17 protein-coding genes are annotated in these 19271 nt (G+C 60.8%); 5 read left to right on the top strand and 12 right to left on the bottom strand.

Annotation, left to right across the window (positions count from 1 at the left end; translation table 11 throughout):
• Positions 1-5: 5 nt before the first annotated feature.
• A complete protein-coding gene (locus tag CKALI_RS09415) occupies positions 6-869 on the top strand; it encodes an amidohydrolase family protein (RefSeq protein WP_156193106.1) in 864 nt (287 codons plus the stop codon).
• On the opposite strand, the gene CKALI_RS09410 is transcribed toward CKALI_RS09415, so the two are convergent.
• From CKALI_RS09410 to CKALI_RS09400, 3 genes are read right to left on the bottom strand one after another with little or no spacing between them, the layout of a single operon-like run.
• Complete coding sequence (locus tag CKALI_RS09410; RefSeq protein WP_156193105.1) at positions 866-2092, bottom strand: hypothetical protein; 1227 nt, start codon at positions 2090-2092, stop codon at positions 866-868. The two genes, CKALI_RS09415 and CKALI_RS09410, sit on opposite strands and share 4 nt — an antisense overlap.
• A gap of 21 nt (positions 2093-2113) precedes the next feature.
• Positions 2114-2992, bottom strand: a complete 879-nt coding sequence (locus CKALI_RS09405; RefSeq protein WP_156193104.1) for a C40 family peptidase — start codon at positions 2990-2992, stop codon at positions 2114-2116.
• Complete coding sequence (locus CKALI_RS09400; protein ID WP_156193103.1) at positions 2992-3258, bottom strand: hypothetical protein; 267 nt, start codon at positions 3256-3258, stop codon at positions 2992-2994. The genes CKALI_RS09405 and CKALI_RS09400 overlap by 1 nt, the downstream gene beginning before the upstream one ends.
• 58 nt (positions 3259-3316) lie before the next feature.
• On the opposite strand from CKALI_RS09400, the gene upp reads away from it, so the two are divergent.
• On the top strand, positions 3317-3952 hold the full coding sequence (gene upp / locus CKALI_RS09395; RefSeq protein WP_156193102.1) for a uracil phosphoribosyltransferase: 636 nt from the start codon (positions 3317-3319) through the stop codon (positions 3950-3952).
• Between the two features lie 112 nt (positions 3953-4064).
• Here upp and CKALI_RS09390 read toward each other — a convergent pair whose 3' ends face one another.
• Complete coding sequence (locus tag CKALI_RS09390; protein ID WP_156193101.1) at positions 4065-5627, bottom strand: phospho-sugar mutase; 1563 nt, start codon at positions 5625-5627, stop codon at positions 4065-4067.
• A 51-nt stretch (positions 5628-5678) separates the two neighbouring features.
• Between CKALI_RS09390 and CKALI_RS09385 the strand changes: the two genes are divergently transcribed.
• Positions 5679-6848, top strand: a complete 1170-nt coding sequence (locus CKALI_RS09385; protein WP_156193100.1) for an amidohydrolase — start codon at positions 5679-5681, stop codon at positions 6846-6848.
• A gap of 67 nt (positions 6849-6915) precedes the next feature.
• Entirely contained in the window at positions 6916-8295 is a 1380-nt protein-coding gene (locus CKALI_RS09380; RefSeq protein WP_156193099.1) for an NAD(P)H-quinone dehydrogenase, read from the top strand.
• Here the strand turns inward: CKALI_RS09380 and CKALI_RS09375 are convergent.
• Positions 8292-8720: a hypothetical protein gene (locus CKALI_RS09375; RefSeq protein WP_156193098.1), complete on the bottom strand. Its 429-nt coding sequence runs from the start codon at positions 8718-8720 to the stop codon at positions 8292-8294. The two genes, CKALI_RS09380 and CKALI_RS09375, sit on opposite strands and share 4 nt — an antisense overlap.
• Before the next feature lie 110 nt (positions 8721-8830).
• Between CKALI_RS09375 and CKALI_RS09370 the strand changes: the two genes are divergently transcribed.
• Positions 8831-12229 carry a pyruvate carboxylase gene (locus tag CKALI_RS09370; protein WP_156193097.1) on the top strand — a complete coding sequence of 1133 codons (3399 nt, stop codon included), beginning with the start codon at positions 8831-8833 and terminating at the stop codon, positions 12227-12229.
• A gap of 9 nt (positions 12230-12238) precedes the next feature.
• On the opposite strand, the gene CKALI_RS09365 is transcribed toward CKALI_RS09370, so the two are convergent.
• The 7 genes from CKALI_RS09365 to CKALI_RS09335 all read right to left on the bottom strand — a co-directional run bounded on the left by CKALI_RS09365 (position 12239) and on the right by CKALI_RS09335 (position 19251).
• Complete coding sequence (locus tag CKALI_RS09365) at positions 12239-13147, bottom strand: Sir2 family NAD-dependent protein deacetylase (RefSeq protein ID WP_156193096.1); 909 nt, start codon at positions 13145-13147, stop codon at positions 12239-12241.
• On the bottom strand, positions 13144-14625 hold the full coding sequence (gene glpK / locus CKALI_RS09360; protein ID WP_156193095.1) for a glycerol kinase GlpK: 1482 nt from the start codon (positions 14623-14625) through the stop codon (positions 13144-13146). The genes CKALI_RS09365 and glpK overlap by 4 nt, the downstream gene beginning before the upstream one ends.
• A 9-nt stretch (positions 14626-14634) precedes the next feature.
• Positions 14635-15498 (bottom strand): YwqG family protein, encoded by an 864-nt coding sequence (locus CKALI_RS09355; protein ID WP_156193094.1) that lies wholly within the window; start codon positions 15496-15498, stop codon positions 14635-14637.
• An 18-nt stretch (positions 15499-15516) separates the two neighbouring features.
• Positions 15517-15873 carry a hypothetical protein gene (locus CKALI_RS09350; RefSeq protein ID WP_197079676.1) on the bottom strand — a complete coding sequence of 119 codons (357 nt, stop codon included), beginning with the start codon at positions 15871-15873 and terminating at the stop codon, positions 15517-15519.
• A 10-nt stretch (positions 15874-15883) separates the two neighbouring features.
• The gene (locus tag CKALI_RS09345) at positions 15884-16291 is read right to left on the bottom strand and encodes a DUF1707 SHOCT-like domain-containing protein (protein ID WP_156193092.1); all 408 of its coding nucleotides are present in this window, start codon (positions 16289-16291) and stop codon (positions 15884-15886) included.
• Positions 16292-16407: 116 nt separating this feature from the next.
• Positions 16408-18189, bottom strand: coding sequence for an acetyl/propionyl/methylcrotonyl-CoA carboxylase subunit alpha (locus tag CKALI_RS09340; RefSeq protein ID WP_156193091.1), 1782 nt, complete (start codon positions 18187-18189; stop codon positions 16408-16410).
• A gap of 210 nt (positions 18190-18399) precedes the next feature.
• The gene (locus CKALI_RS09335) at positions 18400-19251 is read right to left on the bottom strand and encodes a sulfurtransferase (protein WP_156193090.1); all 852 of its coding nucleotides are present in this window, start codon (positions 19249-19251) and stop codon (positions 18400-18402) included.
• Positions 19252-19271: the final 20 nt, after the last annotated feature.

Below are 19271 nucleotides of genomic sequence, written 5' to 3'. Positions count from 1 at the left end.
AGCGCATGCACGAAGAAGTCGAGATCAGCCCAGAATTCAAGTCCATCGGCCAGGATATTGTGGCCGAGCTGCCCAAGGTGGTGCTGCGGCACCTCGTCGCTGCCGGTGAGGTGGGCCAACAGCTGCAAGCGCTTGTCGACGACGGAGTCGTCTATGCCGAGTTGAGCGTCCGCGTCGCTAATGAAGAAGAACTCCATGCGGCCTTGCATGCGGTGACCGCTGCTGAGCAAAGCATTGTGGCTCGCATTGTCGTGGCCATTGATTCGTTGGCAGATGCTGAGCTGGCGGCTGCGCATCGAGGAATCGTGGTGGGGTGTGCTCTTGAAGGGGATCCAGACCCGCAGCTAGTCCAGTACCTGCGCGAGAATTTCCTTCCGTTCACGGTTGCAGCCAATGTCGGAGAAGGATTGCAGTCTTTGTACGCGGCCGTTGTCGCCGGCGCCGATCGTATTGCCGGTGCAATTAGTCTTTACGAGGATTTCACTGTGGAGCTGGAAGGCATTTCCGCGGGGGCGTTGTCGACGTACGTGCGTGACCGGGAAATTCCGCTCGAGTTGTCACTGAGCGCCGACGTTACCTCCGGGGTGGTGGAAGAAGTAGGCGATCACCCATTGCCACTATTGCAGCAACTGGGATTCAACTGCACTTTGAACCCGTGCGGCCCGACCCTTACCGAGGAAATGACACTCTTGGTTGAAGGGTTTGACTACGGACTCGAAGAACTCTTTGACCTCACCGTCAACGCAATCGAGGCGGCATTCGCCCCGATCGAGCTGCGACGCACCATCCTGCAGGAGCGCATTGCTCCTGCCTACCAGCGCTTCGCCGAAGACTTGGTCGACAGCGCTGAGAGCGAAGACGAGCTCTAGATTTTGCTGAACCGCTTGGTCAAGGACTCTTCCAACTGGGTCCAACCGGTGGCTTCATCGGTGTAAGGCGCGGATGGCAGGTAGGTCGAGCGGGCACCGAGCATGTAGGAGATGTAGTCCTGCAGGCCCGGGTTGGCCAGGAGCAAGGAGTTCAGGGAGTCATCGTCAGCCCAGTCGGCAGCGTCCGCAAGCAGTTCGTATGCCTGGCGCATCTGTTCGGTGTCGACTTCCTGTGGCCCCTTTGCGATGTCCTTGGCCAGGCCGTTGAAGGAGTACATGTTCACCGGGTGCACGACGATTTCGGCGGTGCCGCCGTTGACCTCGTCCATGACATCCTGCCAGGTTGCCACCTTGGCTAGGTCGTGTTCGCCGTGCTCGACCAGCCAGCGCAGCAGCGACTTCGGGTTGGAGAACGTGAAAATCTCGCCGAAGCGCCCCAAAAATACGGGGCTCTTGCCCAAGTAGGTGCGCAAGGTGTACACGACGCGGCCGTCGATGGCGATTTTGATCGGGTCGATGCCGCTGGCGCCCCACATGGTGGTGTCGTACGGGTCGACTGCTGCCGCAGCTTCTTCTTCCGACTGTTCTGCCTGCACGCGGGCTTCCTCGGCGGCCTTTTCAGCTGCGGTGATGTCCTCTTCCGCAGCTGCCACGGCAGCCTCGTCGACATCTGGGGTGTGCACTGCGGCATCCAGGGCGTCTACGACGTTGTCCCAGTTCTTCAGGACGGTGCGGCCAATGGCAGACCATTCGCCGAGTCCGGCCTCCTGCCCGAAGTGGTCAACGCCGCGGTCGACGTTGCCCAAGATGGAGTAGCTGCCGAAAAACTCTCGAACCGTTTCGATGTCGAGGACGTCGGCAAGCCCGCGCACGATGGCGAAAGCCCGCGCGGTACCGGAGACATTCTCGAAGGATGGGCGACCGGCGAGGAAGTCCGGGGTGCCGACAACATCGTAAGTGTCCCGTTTGGTGGGGACCACGCGCAGAGTGCCCTTATCTTCAAAGGTGCGCCACTGTGGGTGCGTCAGCAGATCGTGCTTGCCGCCCTGTTGCAGGAACGCCAGCAGCTCGGCCGGGGAGCTAAAGAAGTACACGTGCTCGCCACTACCGAGGAACGCCTGCCACTCGGCGCCGTGTTCCTTCCAGGTTGGGGCCCACAGCGTGTAGAAATCGCCTTCGGTAAGGGAAATCTTGACGGGAACGATGCCTTCAGTTTGTGCCATAAGTTGTAATAGTAGCCGTATTTAGCCGGTTGGCCTGTAATAACCCTTGAAAGCCATTCCCATGTTGGTTTGGCGCAAAGGGTTGCGGGAAACCGGGTCGCCAGCCTCGATGATGTGGCCATTTCCGTCGTACATAGCCACGTGACCATCCCACACAACGAGGTCCCCGGCCTGCAGCTCGTTGTGGGCCACCGGTCGGCCGATGGTCTGCTCTTCCGCGAGCCGTGGGAGCTCCACTCCGGCCTGCCGCCACGCCCATTGAGTAAAACCACTGCAGTCAAAACCAACTCCCGGGGTAGTGCCACCCCAGACATAGGGCGTGCCCAGCTGGGTCAGGGCTGCTTGCACAGCTGACTCTCCCTGGGCATTCGAACTTGTCTCGTGGGAACTGGGTGTGAAGACCGGCTCGGCCGACGGTGTGGCAGTGGGCTCGAGCACCGGTGGCGGCAGCTCAGCGACGGGCTCGGTGCCAACCTTCGACAGCTGCAGCACCAGCGGAGCCAGCTCCTGCGCGAGGTTGTCAATGCGCTGTTTAGCCTGGGCGAGAGCTGAGAACGTTAACACGGACAGCTCGGCGAGTGCTTTCGCCCGAGCACCGGGAATCGGCAGAAACATACTTGGGATAATGCGGATGGCGGATCGCAGGAAATCAGCGCCGATGTCGAAAAGGTCCCGGCCGGCTGCAAGGAGCAAGGGCTTGGCTTCTTCGACGATCGAGCCGACACGCTCACGGCCAACCGTCACCAGGGTGTACAAGGCCGTCACCGCGGTCGGGTCGGCGCCAAGCGTGCGAGCTAGCTCCTGAGCCGGGCTGAGAGAGGGCAGCTCCGACACAGCAAGTTCAATTGGGCCGGGGACCAACGCATCGATGGCTTTCAGTGGGCTAACAAGATCGATCATTAGAACGCCTCCAAGGTGTGTCCCAGCCCCGCATCGTGATTCTCGGCGTGGGCAATGACGCGGGAAGAGTTTTCTGCCACTCTTTGTAGGTAGTCGGCAAGGTGGCGGGTCTGGGTGTTGGTGCGGTCGATGGCGTCGACAAGCGCGGTGGCAAAGTCATCGTCGTTGCTTGTCACAGCGCTGGCGGGGTGGATAGTGGCGGTTAAGTGATCGGTTTGGCGGACTAGTTCGCGGGCGATATTGGCGTCAAAATGTAAAAGGCTCACACTTAGTTAGACTGACGGAACCCCCGAAAAGGTTGCACTCTGGCCTAAACTTTTTTGTATGGACATTCATATTGTCGAACACCCGCTGGCCGCCTCCCGCCTTACGATCATGCGTGACGAGCGTTCCAACAACGCCACTTTCCGCGCCGCCCTCGCCGATCTCGGCGCCATGCTCATCTACGAAGCCTCCCGTGACCTGGCCGTCGAGCACTTCGATTGCCAGACCCCCGTCGCGGTTGCCCAGGGCACCCGGCTCCAAGACCCGCCGATTATCGTGCCAGTTATCCGCGCCGGACTCGGCATGGTGGACCCGGCCTTGTCGATGATCCCTGACGCCCAGGTTGGTTTCATCGGCCTGGCGCGCGATGAGGACACCCACGAGCCTGTCCCATACTTGGAGGCGCTACCTGAAGACCTCAGCGGACGCACTGTCTTCGTGGTTGACCCAATGCTCGCCACCGGCGGCTCGCTCCTGCACGCTATCCGCCTGCTCGCTGACCGCGGCGCAACCGATATCACGGCCGTCTGCATGGTGTCCGCGCAAGAAGGTGTTGATGCTCTCGCAAATTCTGGCCTGCCGGTACGTCTGGTCACCGCGACTATCGACCCTGAGCTCAACAGCGATGCTTACATCGTGCCCGGGCTTGGCGACGCCGGAGACCGCCTCTACGGTCCCCGCAACATCCACCTGTAACGGCCGCTTCAAATGAGAGAACCCCTGCGGGATTTGGTAATGCAGTCTGACGTTTTGCCGGATTTTCTATAGTCTGCATTGCCACATCCGACAGGGGCGAAAAAGGAGCTCGCTACAACCGCTCGACGAGCCGCTCAACATCAGCCTTGAGCTGATCGAGTAGCTCTTCGGTATTTTCCGCCTCCCATGGCTGATGCACTTCTAGATAGAATTTCGCCTTATTTTCAGTGCCGGAGGTGCGCGCCAGCGCACGCACGCCATAGCCCTCGAAAAGCACGCCTTCCGAGCAGTGTAGCTTCTCAGCGGTTACTGGCACACCGGCAAGAGTGTCCGGGGTGTGGCTACGCAAGGCCACGATGAGCCCGTGTGGATCCGAGGATCGCACCGCGATCTGTGTACCGCGAAACCGGCCGTACCGTTTGTACAGGGAGTTGAGCTCGTCAGCGAAGGTAAGTCCCTGCGCCTTGAGCTCAGCAGCCCAATCACAGGCGAACAGGGCAGTGGCGATGCCGTCCTTGTCTCCCACGAGGTCGGGGGCAGGCGCCGTGCCGATCGCTTCTTCGTAGGCAAATGCGAGCGTGCCAGAAGTCTCGTCCGCAGCTCGGATCAAGTGCTTGAACCCTGTGCACGTCTCCCGGTAATCCCAGCCGCGATCATTCGCGATATGCGAAAGTAGTCGTGAGCTGACCTCGGAAGTAGCCACGACCGGGCGCTTTGTGGCCTCGATCCGAGGGGCGAGCCGGATCGCGAGGAGCGGGCCAAGGTCGTCGCCACGCAGCATGACGTGGGAGCCATCAGGACGGCGGTATCCCACCGCGCAGCGGTCAGCATCTGGATCCAGGGCGATCATGATATCCGCGTCGTACTCACGCGCCGTCTCGAGCAGCAGGTCCGTCGCGCCGGGCTCTTCAGGGTTCGGGAAGCTGACGGTAGGAAAGAGCGGATCCGGGTAGTGCTGCGCCGGAACCGGGAAGATTTGTGCGAAACCTGCGGCCTGTAGGGCCTGGGTCAGGGAGCGACCGCCGACCCCATGCATGGCGGTATATGCCACCTTGAGAGCTGCGCGTTCATTGTTCACCCGCAGCAGGTCGGCCTGGGGCGGGGCGATGAGATCGACCACATCATCGATGTAGCGACGCAACTGGTCAGTGGTAGGGCGCACCATGACCCGGGGGACCTGCAGCGGATCGTCGATAAGCCTGATGGCGTCCTCAATTGCCCGTTCATCGGGTCCGTGGATTTGCCGACCGTCGGAGAAATACACCTTGTAACCGTTGTAGCCCGCAGGATTATGCGAGGCCGTGATTTGCACACCGGCATCGAGCCCGCGGGATCGGATCAACCATGGGATCAGCTGGGTCGGAGCGGGTGCGGGCAGCAAGGTGACTTCGAAACCCGCGCCGGCAAACACCTCTGCTGCGGCAGCCGCAAAATTGGGGGAGCCGTAGCGAGCGTCATAGCCGACGACCACCCGCAGTGGTCCCTCCTGACTGAACAAGGACATGTGCGGGGTGTGCGGATGACTGTTGCGCTCCTGGCCGATGGTTTGGGAAAGCCAAGCTGCCAGACCTGCGGTGATGCGCGTAATCTGCATGACATTCATCTGATCCGGCGCAGGACCGATCGGGGCGCGCATACCCGCGGTACCAAAGGTGAGCTCACGAGGCTGGGACATATCACCAACTTAGTCGCTTTAGCTAAACTTCGTAGCAGGAGGAAGCATAAAATGACGACGATCCGCACCCACATTGACTCTTGGCTGGCAGCCAATGAGGACACGGTGCATTCCTGGCGGCACCACCTGCACCAGCATCCCGAGCTATCCCATATGGAATACGACACCACCGCATTCCTCGCGCGCACCCTGCGCGAGCATGGCCTGGAACCCCAACTCTTCCCAGGCACGGGACTCATGGTCGATCTCGGTCCGGCAGCAGGTCCACGGATTGCTTTCCGTGCTGACATCGATGCCCTGCCGATCGATGAGCACACCGGTTTGTCCTTTGCATCGGTGCACGCCGGCGTCATGCACGCGTGCGGTCACGATGTGCACACCACCGTTGCCTTAGCGACGGCCGTTGCGCTCAGTACCTATCCGCTGCGCACCGGCGTTCGCGTCATCTTCCAACCTGCGGAGGAAGTCATGGATGGCGGGGCTCAGGAAGTTATCGCCTGGGGCGGGTTGGACGGGGTCGACCAGATCTTCGCCCTTCACGCCGAACCCAAGCTCCGGGTCGGGCTGATCGGGGCCCGCGCGGGTGCCATCACTTCTGCTGGAGACATCGTTGAGGTGCGTGTCACCGGCCCTGGCGGGCATTCCTCGCGTCCACACATGACCGTAGATGTGGTCTATGCGCTGTCCCTGGTGGTTACGCAGCTGCCAGCGCTGCTGTCGCGCCGGGTTGATCCGCGGACGGGCACCGTCATGGTGTTCGGCGCGATCAACGCTGGTTATGCTGCCAATGCAATCCCAGAGCATGGGACGATCGCGGGAACCATCCGCACCGCTGACATCGGAGTGTGGCGCACCATCGAGCCGTTGGTCAGGGAACTGGTTACTCAGATTTTGGCGCCTACGGGCTGCAATTTTGATATCCGGTACACCAAGGGAGTGCCACCGGTGGTCAACGACGATGTCTCCACCGCGATGTTGGTCTCAGCCGCACAGGGGATCGATCCCGTGAGCGTGGTGGAGGCACCACAGTCTTCCGGAGGGGAGGATTTCTCGTGGTACCTCGAGCATGTACCCGGTGCGATGGCCCGTTTGGGCTGTTGGAGTGGCGCCGGAGAGAAGTTTGACCTGCACCGCGCCGACCTGGTGGTGGATCCCCGCTGCATCGGCGTGGGCGTGCGATTGTTCGGCGCGCTGGCCCAGAATTTTGCTCTGGACAGCTAAGGCTCTCCGAAGTCGGCTAAGCTAGCCCGTGCAACCTATAACTTTTCACGCGTGGAGGAAGTTTTAAGTGACCAATCGAATCGTCATCATCGGCGGCGGTCCTGCTGGATATGAAGCTGCACTGGCGGGGGCGAAGTACGGCGCCGACGTCACCCTGGTGGAAGACCAGGGTCTGGGCGGTTCTGCCGTGATCATCGACTGCGTCCCATCTAAGTCCTTCATCGCGACCACCGGCATCTTCACTGAGATCGACGGTGCGCGTGAGCTCATGCACATCGGCAGCATTAATCAGCGCGTGAAGGAACTCGCTCAGGCGCAGTCCTCGGACATTCTCGCGCAGATGCGTCGCGCGGGCGTGCGCGTGATCAATGGCCGCGCGCGTTTCGACGACCACAGCAACAAGCAGGTCACTCACTACATCCACGTTGATTTGTGCGACGGTGGCACCGAGGTGCTGGAAACTGACCTGGTGCTGATCGCCACCGGCGCGTCGCCACGCGTGCTCAAGGGCGCCGAGCCAGATGGCAACCGCATCCTCAACTGGCGCCAGGTATACGACCTCACCGAGGTTCCGGAGCACCTGATCGTGGTCGGCTCCGGTGTGACTGGTGCTGAGTTCGTTTCCGCCTACGCTCAGCTAGGTGTGAAAGTCACCATGGTCGCTTCCCGTGACCGCATTCTGCCTCACGACGACGCCGATGCCGCCGACGTCCTCGAAACTGTGCTTGCGGAAAAGGGTGTTCACCTGGAAAAGCACGCTCGCGTGGAAAAGGTCGAGTACGAAAGCGACGATGTCGTGGTCGTGCGCACCTCCGACGGCCGCGAGATCAAGGGCTCGCACGTACTGATGACGGTGGGCTCCGTGCCGAACACCAAGGACCTGGGTCTGGATACCGTCGGTGTTGACGTAGCGCCATCGGGCCACATCAAGGTCGACCGCGTTTCCCGTACTTCCGTGGCAGGTATCTACGCCGCTGGTGACTGCACCGACCTGTTCCCGCTGGCCTCCGTGGCAGCAATGCAGGGTCGCATCGCCATGTACCACGCGCTGGGCGAAGGCGTGTCCCCGATTCGCCTGAAGACCGTGGCAACAGCCGTGTTCACGCGTCCAGAGATCGCCGCCGTGGGCATTACCCAGCAAGAAGTTGCTGAGGGCAAGGTCAACGCTCGTACCATCATGCTGCCGCTGGCTACGAACGCTCGCGCGAAGATGCGCGGTATCCGCCACGGCTTCGTCAAATTGTTCTGCCGCCAGGCATCGGGCCAGATCATCGGTGGCGTCGTGGTTGCTCCGACCGCCTCCGAGTTGATTCTGCCGATCGCCGTGGCCGTGACCAACCGCCTTACGGTGGCAGACCTCGCCGGTACCTTCGCGGTGTACCCATCACTGTCGGGTTCCATCACTGAGGCTGCCCGCCAGCTGGTCACCCACGACGACCTGGACTAATTAGCTGTCAGCAGCCACTGCGTCCCCTCCTTGACGAAGGTCAAGGGGAGGGACGCTTCTCTTTTGGTCAAGGGATCGCTATATCCACGGCTGCACAGATCGATCTCTTCGATGGCGAAGCGCTGGGTCACCACGCTGCCGTCCGAAGTGAGGACGACGAAGGAGTTGAGCACGGGGTCGTATCCTTCGCCAGGAACTTTGACGGAGTCACCAGCGATCTCGGAGACGGTATCAGCGGGCACCCCGGGGCAGACTACAAGGAAGGTCTGGGCATCTGGAGCGAGCAGTTCGCTGGCCGGCAGAGTGATGCTTGGGCCGGGTTCGGGTTTGAGTCGGGCCAGGGCATCGTGCGGTGTGTCGGTGCTGCACGAGGCGAGCGCCAAGAGGGCTGTGGCTGCCAGAGTCCAGATGCGGAAAGTCACCATCAACACCCTAGTCTGCAAAGCTTGCGAATCGGCTATACGCAATAACGTGATCTAAGTTACTATGGGGCTATAGTGACCACCGTCACGCCGTCATCTTGAAAGGTTGATGCATGACTTCTCATCAGTCCACCGCCAGCTTCGCCAAAGTCCTGGTGGCCAACCGTGGCGAAATCGCCGTTCGTGCCTTCCGTGCCGCCTACGAAATCGGCGCGGAAACCGTCGCACTCTTCCCGGTGGAGGACCGTAACTCTTTCCACCGTCCTTTCGCTTCGGAGGCGATTCGGATCGGCACAGAAGGGTCCCCGGTTAAGGCATATCTGGACATCGATGAGATCATCCGAGCAGCACGTGAGTCTGGGGCAGACGCGGTGTACCCCGGCTATGGATTCCTCTCGGAAAATGCCCAATTGGCGCGTGAATGTGCGGAAAATGGCATCACTTTTATCGGTCCAACCCCGGAAGTCTTGGAACTGACTGGAGACAAGGCCGCTGCAGTATCAGCCGCTCGGGCCGCTGGGCTGCCAACGTTGGACGAGTCTGCACCTACTTCTGACATCGATGAGCTGGTACGCCAGGCTGAAGGCCAAACTTACCCGCTATTTGTGAAGGCTGTGGCAGGTGGCGGCGGGCGCGGTATGCGCTTCATCCCTTCGGAGGACAAGCTGCGTGAACTCGCAGCAGAGGCCTCCCGTGAGGCGCTGTCGGCGTTTGGTGATGATCGCGTCTATCTCGAGCGCGCGGTCATTAACCCGCAGCACATTGAGGTGCAGATCCTTGCCGACAAGCACGGCAATGTCATCCACCTCTTCGAGCGTGACTGCTCACTCCAGCGTCGCCATCAAAAGGTTGTCGAAATCGCCCCGGCCCAGCACTTGGATCCCCAGCTGCGTGACCGCATCTGCGCCGATGCCGTGAAGTTCTGCCAGCACATTGGCTACCAAGGTGCCGGCACCGTGGAATTCCTGGTGGATGAGCAGGGCAATCACGTGTTCATCGAGATGAACCCGCGCATCCAGGTTGAACACACCGTCACCGAGGAAGTCACTCAGGTGGACTTGGTGAAGTCTCAGATGCAGCTCGCAGCCGGTGCCTCGCTCCCGGACCTGGGGCTGGTGCAGGACAAGATTAAGACTCATGGTGCAGCTCTACAATGCCGTATCACCACCGAAGACCCGGCAAACGGTTTCCGCCCAGACACCGGCACCATTACCGCCTATCGCAGCCCAGGTGGCGCAGGTGTGCGACTGGACGGCGCAGCCATGCTCGGCGGCGAAATCACCGCCCACTTTGATTCCATGCTGGTCAAGATGACCTGCCGTGGCGCCGACTTCGCCACCGCTGTCGCCCGCGCCCAGCGCGCTCTCAACGAATTCCACATCTCCGGAGTCGCCACCAACATCGGCTTCCTCCGCGCTCTGCTGCGCGAAGAAGACTTCACCACCAAGCGCGTGGCCACCTCGTTCATCCAGGAGCACCCGTGGCTGCTGTCCGCGCCGCCGGCGGACGATGAGGCCGGCCGCATCTTGGACTATCTCGCGGACGTGACGGTGAACAGGCCGCACGGACTGCCGGGGACCGGGGTCAGGGCCGTCGATAAGCTGCCCGCGCTGCCTGGCGCAATGCCGACCGGCACCCGCGACGAGCTCCTTAAGCTCGGCCCGCGCGCCTTTGCTGAGCAGGTCCGTGCCAAGGAAGGCTTGGCCGTTACCGACACCACCTTCCGCGACGCGCACCAATCCCTGCTGGCCACCCGCGTGCGCACCAAAGCACTTGTCGACGCCGCCGGCGCCGTTGCACGGCTCACCCCGAATCTGTTTTCCGTGGAAGCGTGGGGCGGCGCAACCTACGACGTAGCCATGCGCTTCCTGCACGAAGACCCATGGGAGCGCTTGGATCAGCTGCGAAAGGCGATGCCGAATGTGCCGATTCAGATGCTGCTGCGCGGACGTAATACGGTGGGCTACACCCCGTACCCGGAGTCGGTGACCACGGCATTCGTGGAGGAGGCCGCGGCTTCTGGCGTGGATATCTTCCGCATCTTTGATGCTCTGAACGATGTTTCGCAGATGCGTCCTGCCATCGACGCCGTGTTGGCGACGAATACCGCGGTGGCTGAAGTCGCGATGGCGTACTCCGGCAATCTACTGAGCCCGCGCGAGGACTTGTACACCCTGGACTACTATCTGCGTCTTGCTGAGCAGATCGTGGATACCGGCGCACATGTGCTGGCGATCAAGGACATGGCCGGCCTGCTGCGTCCAGCAGCGGCTGCCCGCTTGGTGACGGCCCTGCGCGAGCGCTTCGACCTGCCGGTCCACGTCCACACTCATGACACCGCAGGTGGCCAGCTAGCGACCTATCTCGCGGCAGCGCACGCAGGCGCGGACATCGTCGATGTGGCTTCCGCTCCGCTGTCCGGCACAACCTCCCAGCCGTCGATGTCGGCGCTGGTGGCGGCCTTCGCGGACACCGAACGGGACACTGGGCTGTCCTTGCAAGCCGTGTGTGACCTCGAGCCGTACTGGGAGGCCGTGCGTCAGATCTACGCCCCGTTTGAGTCTGGCACCCCTGGGCCAACCGGTCGCGTGTACCGCCACGAGATTCCGGGCGGCCAGCTATCGAATCTGCGTGCTCAGGCAGTGGCGCTGGGTTTGGCGGACCGCTTCGAACTCATTGAAGACGCCTACGCAGGTGTAAACGAGATTCTCGGTCGCCCGACCAAGGTGACGCCGTCATCCAAGGTGGTCGGAGACCTAGCGCTGCATCTGGTGGGCAGGGGAGTCACCGCTGCTGAGTTCGCGGCAGATCCACAGAAGTACGACATCCCGGACTCCGTCATTGGTTTCTTGCGCGGTGAGCTCGGCACCCCGCCTGGCGGTTGGCCACTGCTGCGTGAGCGTGCACTGGAGGGACGCGGACCTGCAGCTGCAGTGTCCGAAGTTCCAGAGGCTGAGGCTGCTTTCCTAGAAGAGTCGGGTGCTTCTCGACGCGGCGCCCTGGACCGACTACTCTTCCCGAAGCCCGCCGCTGAATTCGCCGAACACCGTCGACTCTTCGGCGATACCTCGATTCTGGAGGATCGCGAGTTCATTTACGGACTGGTTCCTGGCGAAGAAACCACTATTCACCTGGCCGATAAGCGCGTTCTCCTCGTGCGCCTGGATGCGATTTCAGAGCCAAATGAAAAGGGCATGCGCAAGGTGATGCTGACCGTGAACGGCCAGGTTCGCCCGATGGAGGTTCGAGATCGCAGCGTCGAGTCGGTCGTGGCAGCTGCGGAGAAGGCGACTCCTGGTGTGAAGGGCCACGTGGCCGCGCCGTTTGCGGGCGCTGTGACGGTGACCGTTGCCGAGGGCGATTCGGTGTCCGCGGGCGATCCAGTGGCGGTCATCGAGGCGATGAAGATGGAAGCCACGATCACCGCACCTATCGACGGTACAGTCTCACGCGTCGTGCTACTGCAGCCGACCAAGGTAGAAGGAAACGACCTGTTGCTGGTTGTGGAATAGGGCAGTGGCCTAGATATCCAGCTCATCGAGCAACGCGTCAAAGGCTGGCCCCACCCCAGTGCGCCACAACACGGTGGCCTTGGGGTCGGCTCTACCTGGCCCACCGTTAATCACATTGACCGTCTTGCCCTGCTTCAGTGCGTCCAGCGCGATGCGGTACCCGCTCATTACGGCTAGCGAGGTACCCACGGCGAGGACCGAGCTCGCCGAAGCCAGCATGTCGGCCAGTGTTTCCTTGCGCTGGGCTGGCACCGGCTCCCCGAAGTAGACCACGTCGGGCTTTAACAGGACCGAGCCGCAGCGAACGCATCCGACCAGTTTGAACTGTGCAACATCGGACTCGGAAAGCGCAACATCGCCATCGGGGTTGACCTGCGTTGCGTCATACGTGGGAGCGAATCCGGGGTTCGCGAGCTCGATGCGGGCATCGAGCTGATGACGGTCCTCAAGGTGCCCGCAGGAAAGGCACACCACCTGTGCCAAGGAACCGTGCAAGGCCAGCACGTTTCGGGATCCAGCTTCAACGTGCAGACCGTCTACATTCTGGGTGATAATCCCGCTGAGCAGACCGGCGTGCTCCAATTCGGCCAAGGCAAAGTGAGTGCGGTTTGGTCGCGCCTCATCCATGTGGCGCCAACCCACAAAAGAACGAGCCCAATACCGCTGGAGCGCGTCCGGGTCATAGCGAAACTCCTGGTAAGTCATCGGGCGATGCCTGTTCAGGGAACCGTTGGGGCCGCGGTAGTCCGGGATGCCGGAGTCAGTGGATACGCCCGCGCCCGTCACCACGAGCACGTTTCCTGAGCGCAACTGTTCGGCAATAGTCTGCACAGCGACATCAGGGTCGGTGGGAGTCGTCGTTTCGCGCACTACTCGGGCGATGGAGCGCAGCGCCGACTCGTGACCAAGGGACCTCACGGCGCGAAGCTCTTGTGGACTGCCAGCTTCCAGCCGTCGAAAAGCGCAGGGTCGGAGGGCTGGGGCTGGTAGGTGACCTGTTCGCGCCACATCGCGCGGATCTCGGACAGTGACTTGTAGACGCCCACCGCCAGGCCCGCCGCATACGCAGCTCCAAGCGCCGTGGTCTCCGTGATCGCTGGGACGGTCACGGGGACGCCCAACTGATCGGCCTGGAACTGCATGAGTAGCGCGTTTTCGACCATGCCACCGTCCGCCTTCAGCGCGGTGATGGGGATGCCCGTGTCCTGGTTCATGGCCTCCACCACCTCGCGCGTTTGATACGCGGTGGCCTCCAACGCCGCCCGGGCGAAGTGAGCCTTAGTGTGAAACCGTGTCAGTCCGCAGATCACGCCGCGCGCGTCCTCCCGCCAATACGGCGCGAGCAGCCCAGAAAACGCGGGGACAATGTAGCAACCGCCGTTGTCGGGCACGCTCGTTGCTAGCTTCTCGACGTCGCTGGCCTGCGCAATCAATCCCAGATTGTCCCGCAACCACTGGATAAGTGAACCGGTGACGGCGATGGAACCCTCGAGTGCGTACACGGTGGGCTCGTTGCCCAGTTTGTACGCCACGGTGGAGATCAGGCCATGGGTGGAGCGCTTGATCTCCGTTCCGGTGTTGAGCAGGAGGAAATTGCCGGTTCCGTAGGTGTTTTTCACTTCTCCGGGCTCGAGGCAGGCTTGGCCGAAGGTGGCGGCCTGCTGGTCTCCGAGGACGCCAGCGATCGGCACATTGGCAAAGCCGTGAATTCGTTTGATGCGGCCAATGACCTGGGAGTTCGAAACGATTTTCGGCAGCATCTTGGTGGGGATCTTGAGCTGTCGTGCTAGCTCTGGGGCCCATGCTCCCGTTTCCAAATCCATGAGCATCGTGCGGGAAGCGTTGGTGATGTCCGTGACGTGCTCGCCCTTGGTGAGATTCCAGATCAGCCACGACTCAATGGTGCCGAATAGCAACTCTCCCGACTCTGCCCGCTCGCGGGCGCCCGGCACATTGTCCAGAATCCACTTGATCTTGGGGCCCGAGAAGTAGGTAGACACCGGCAGGCCAGTCTTGGCGAAATCTGCTGGGTCCAGGTCCGCGCAAATCTCCGACGTTCGGGTATCCTGCCACACGATCGCGTTGTATACCGGTTGGCCAGTGGCCTTGTCCCAGACTACGGTCGTCTCACGCTGATTCGTAATTCCCACCGCGGCAATGTCATCGCCCGTGACCTCGCTGCGCGCCAACACATCAGCCATGACGCGGCGGGTGTTCGCCCAAATTTCCAGCGGATCGTGCTCCACCCACCCCGGCCGGGGAAAGATCTGCTCGTGTTCCAGCTGGGACGAGGCGATGATCTGGCCGTGGTCGTCGAAAAGCATGCAGCGCGTGGACGTGGTGCCCTGGTCGATCGCGGCGACGATGCGCCTTTTGTGGGGGAGCCGTGGTGCCATGGGGCTAGTTTATCCGCAAGCCCAATCGATCAGGACGTTGCTGAAGTCTCGTCGTTTCAGATCGGCGGGGTCGATGAAGAATTGCATGTTTCCCATGTCGCCGATGGCCTGCATGTGTATGTCACATTCAATTTGAAAGAGCAACCGGAGGGGAGATCCTTGTGGCCGGGGCTCGTTCTGGACGAAACTGGCAAAGCCGCCGATTTGATGGTTGCACTCGCCGAGGTGTTTTGGATGCAGATTGTCCTGATCAGCGACTTCCTTCCACGCAGCCTCCTGGTCCGGAGTCACTTCTGCGTGCAGGCCGGGGATGGGCTGTTGCATCGTTGGCTCCAGCAGCACTGGTTCCAGAGCCTGTGCGACCTCGGGGTGATCAAAAATGGAAAGTTCTGTGTAATAAGGAGATCTTGCTAGCCATTTACCGTCGGGTGTGAACGCCGGCGTTGGATCTTCGTGCAGCCAGTGGACTGGCTTGTCGTAGTACGAGCGCCAGGCAAAAATAGGTTCGTCCGCTGGACGTGTTGGGTCTGGAATGAATGCGACGAAGCAGTCTGGCTTTCCTGCCCCGAGTCCGTAAACGTCGTCAAAGGGCAAGAAGAACTGGATCAGTCCGTTGGTCGGCAGAGATCCGTCAAGCAGCGGAGGCACGCCGAGCAGCTGCCGATCGCGCTCAACCTGGGCGAGATTCAGCTGCGCGACGAAGCTATAGGGATCCCCGTCGGGCTGGTGAGGCCAGCCAGCGCCTCGCGGACGGTAGGGAGCACCGCCGAGTTTGGAATCAGTGAGCCCAGCTTGGCGAAACGTCGAGTCCTTGCTGTCAAAGGTCGAACGGTAGGACAGTCGGGGGAGGGCAGGTAACTCAAGTAGATCCATGCCAGTGTGATGCACGCTTTAAGAGGTTTGTTCCCGATAGCTAGGCAAGTAGCCGTCAATCCACCGCTGGATGAACTCTTGCCCGGCGGCGACCCCATCCTTCGCCTTCTTCGGCTCAAGCATCGGGTCATTGGGCAAGTCACGCTCGGGATCACCTACGGGAACCACTTCGAGAGTGTTCATGTCATATCGCGCAATGGCCACCGCGTTGACGTTCGTTTGCTCGCACACTGCCCACGAATAGGCGGTGTCTGTTTCCCAATCCTCGCGGGCCTGGCTTATCGACGCCACCGACGTCCCTACCGCTTCCGCTACCGCGATCGCATCGTCGTCTCTTAAGGGGCGGGCATAGAAGCGACCACCATTGACATCCATGGGCTGCAAGTTATTGTCCGATCTGCTTGTAGATGGTTTTGGGCTCGTACCAGGAGTCCGGTCCGACTTTCATGATGAAGAGCAGGATGCATAGCGGGATGGTCAGCACTGCGAAAATCGCTGCAAGATCTGCAGCGCCAATGGCCACGAGAGGAACCAAGCTGGCCCACAAGGCAACAATGCCGATGCGCTTTTGTAGTCCTGAAGTGCGGTTCTGCTTCACCATGAGGTTTTGGGGGATATCGGCGAGGATCAAGTCGATGTCGGCTTGCGTTGTGGCATGGGTGGCGCGGGCGGCGCGTTGGTCGAACTCGACAAGGCTGAGGTGGCCGGACTGTGAGGCCGCCTTGAGTTTTTCCAAAGCGTGTTCTCGTTCAAAGTCACCTACGAGGTAGTGCTGGCGCTCAATGCTCATCATGTGTCTATTGTGCCCGATGTGATCAAAGTTAGTCGATGTTGCATGAAGTTAACGGCCTGGTGAAACGAGAAAAGTCCCGGCTCTCACGAGGAGAACCGGGACCTAACATCAAGGAACTACTTGAGTTCCATCAGGACGTGGCCCTTGGACACGCCTGCACCAGCCTCAGCGTCCAGGCCGGTAACAACGCCGGACTTGTGAGCCTTCACTGGGTTTTCCATCTTCATGGCCTCGAGGACAACAACGGTGTCGCCTTCGTTTACTTCCTGGCCTTCTTCGACGTTGACCTTGATGACGGTGCCCTGCATTGGGGCTGCAACTGCGTCGCCGGAAACGCTAGCCTTGGCGCCACCTGCGCGACGCTTCTTGGCCTTCTTCTTAGCGCCACCTGCAGCGCCGCCACCGATTGCCAGGTCGCCTGGGAGAGCTACCTCAACGCGACGGCCGTCGATCTCAACGATGACCTTCTGAGCTGGGGTTGCTTCTTCATCTTCCTCAACGTCTGCTGGGTCGACGTAAGCAGGGATTGGGTTGTCCCATACTTCTTCGATCCACTTGGTGTAGACCTCGAACTTCTCGCCGTCACCAACGAATGCAGGGTTCTCAACGATGTGGCGGTGGAATGGGAGCACGGTTGGCATGCCCTCGACAACGTACTCATTCAGTGCGCGGGAAGCGCGCTGCAGAGCCTCGTCACGGGTCTCGCCGAAGACGATCAGCTTAGCGAGCATGGAGTCGAACTGGCCGCCGATGACGGAACCTTCAACGATGCCGGCATCCATGCGAACGCCTGGGCCGGAAGGCTCGATGTACTTGGTGACCTTGCCTGGTGCAGGCATGAAGTTGTTGCCAGCATCTTCGCCGTTGATACGGAACTCGAAAGCGTGGCCACGTGGCTTTGGATCTTCCTTGATGTGCAGCTCAAGGCCCTCAGCGATGCGGAACTGCTCGCGAACGAGGTCGATGCCGGTGGTGACTTCGGTAACTGGGTGTTCCACCTGCAGACGGGTGTTGACCTCGAGGAAGGAGATCAGTCCGTCGGAGCCAACGAGGTACTCAACGGTACCTGCGCCGTAGTAGCCAGCTTCCTTGCAGATAGCCTTTGCAGACTCGTGGAGGCGGGTGCGCTGGTCATCGGTGAGGAATGGGGCTGGAGCCTCTTCGACGAGCTTCTGGAAACGACGCTGGAGGGAGCAGTCGCGGGTACCGGCGACAACAACGTTGCCGTGCTGGTCGGCGATGACCTGGCACTCCACGTGGCGTGCCTTGTCCAGGTAGCGCTCGACGAAGCACTCGCCACGACCGAAGGCAGCGACTGCCTCACGGGTAGCGGACTCGTAGAGGTCAGCAACCTCTTCCATCTTGTAGGCAACCTTCATGCCACGGCCGCCACCACCGAATGCTGCCTTAATAGCGATTGGGAGGCCGTATTCTTCAGCGAATGCGACTACCTCAGAAGCGTCCTTGACTGGCTCCTTGGTGCCAGGCGCCATTGGGGCATCAGCCTTGAGTGCGATGTGGCGGGCAGTGACCTTATCGCCGAGTTCGCGGATGGACTTAGGGGATGGGCCGATCCAGATCAGGCCAGCGTTGATGACGGCCTCGGCGAAGTCGCCGTTCTCGGAGAGGAAGCCGTAGCCAGGGTGAATAGCATCAGCGCCGGACTTCTTTGCGGCGTCGAGAATCTTGTCGAAGACGAGGTAAGACTCAGCGGAGTTCTGGCCGCCGAGAGCGAAGGCCTCATCTGCCATCGATACGAAAGGTGCATCTGCATCTGGCTCAGCGTAAACAGCGACGCTCTTGATACCGGCATCGCGTGCTGCACGGATGACGCGGATGGCAATCTCACCACGGTTCGCGATCAGAACCTTGGTGATCTTCTTGGTCTCGACGGTCACGTCTAACCCCTCCTGGAGAATTTTGTTGCAGTGAACTATTCACGCCTGACATTAGTTTGTGCCTCACCCCACAGTTGACTGGGGGTGCAGCGCGTGACACTTATTGTTACACAATATGGCTAAAAACCGAATGGGTTCGCCCAAAGCGATCTGTGGATGCACCCCCAAGCGGGAGTAAAAAATCCCTGAACAGTGTTCAAAGAGCGAGTGCTATCCCTTAGCGATTGGCATCCGCACCATATTGCCCCATTCCACCCATGCGCCGTCGTAATTGAGGACGTCCGCGAAACCCAACAGGTACTTCAGCGTGAACCATGAGTGTGCAGCTCGTTCGCCCTCATGGCAGTACACGATCGTCTGCGCCTTCGGATCTAGATCGGCATACAGGGTTTCCAGTTCTTTGCGAGTGCGGAAGTAATGATTAGCCATCACATTGCCCTCGCAGGGAATGTTCAACGCACCAGGAATGTGACCGTGGCGAATGGTGTCGTGTCCATGGTCGGTGGCGGTGCCAGCGAACTCTTCCGGGGAGCGGGCGTCGATAAGCGGGAGCTTGCCGACGCCGTCAGCAACGGCAGCAACAAACGCACGCGCCTTTTCATCCAGCGCTGGCACTGGATAGTTCGCTGCCGGATACTCGGGGACGGCGTAGGACGTATCGCGTTCCTCGGCCATCCACGCGTCTCGTCCGCCGTCGAGGAGTCGGACATCGGCGTGGCCGAACAGCTCGAATACCCACAGGGTGAATGCGGCCCACCAGTTGCGCTTATCGCCGTAAATGACGACGGTGTCGTCCGGGGCGATGCCCTTTTCGTCCATCAGCTCGGCAAAGCGCTCAGGCGTGATGAAGTCGCGGGTGACAGGGTCGTTGAGATCTTTGTGCCAGTCGATGCGCACGGCACCTGGAATGTGGCCGATGTTGTAGAGGAGTGAATCTTCGTCGGACTCGACAACTTTGAGTCCCTTGGATCCGAGCTGGGCGGATAGCCACTGCGGAGACACGAGCCGACCGGGATGCGCGAAATCGGAGAACTTGGGGTTCGGATCCAGGGGCAAAGCCATGTGAGGCCACCTTTCAAAGG

Origin of the sequence: Corynebacterium kalinowskii, assembly GCF_009734385.1 — a bacterium.
GTDB classification, from domain to species: Bacteria; Actinomycetota; Actinomycetes; order Mycobacteriales; family Mycobacteriaceae; genus Corynebacterium; species Corynebacterium kalinowskii.
The sequence above is the reverse complement of the archived record's forward strand: the minus strand, read 5'-3'. Positions and strand labels throughout refer to the sequence as shown.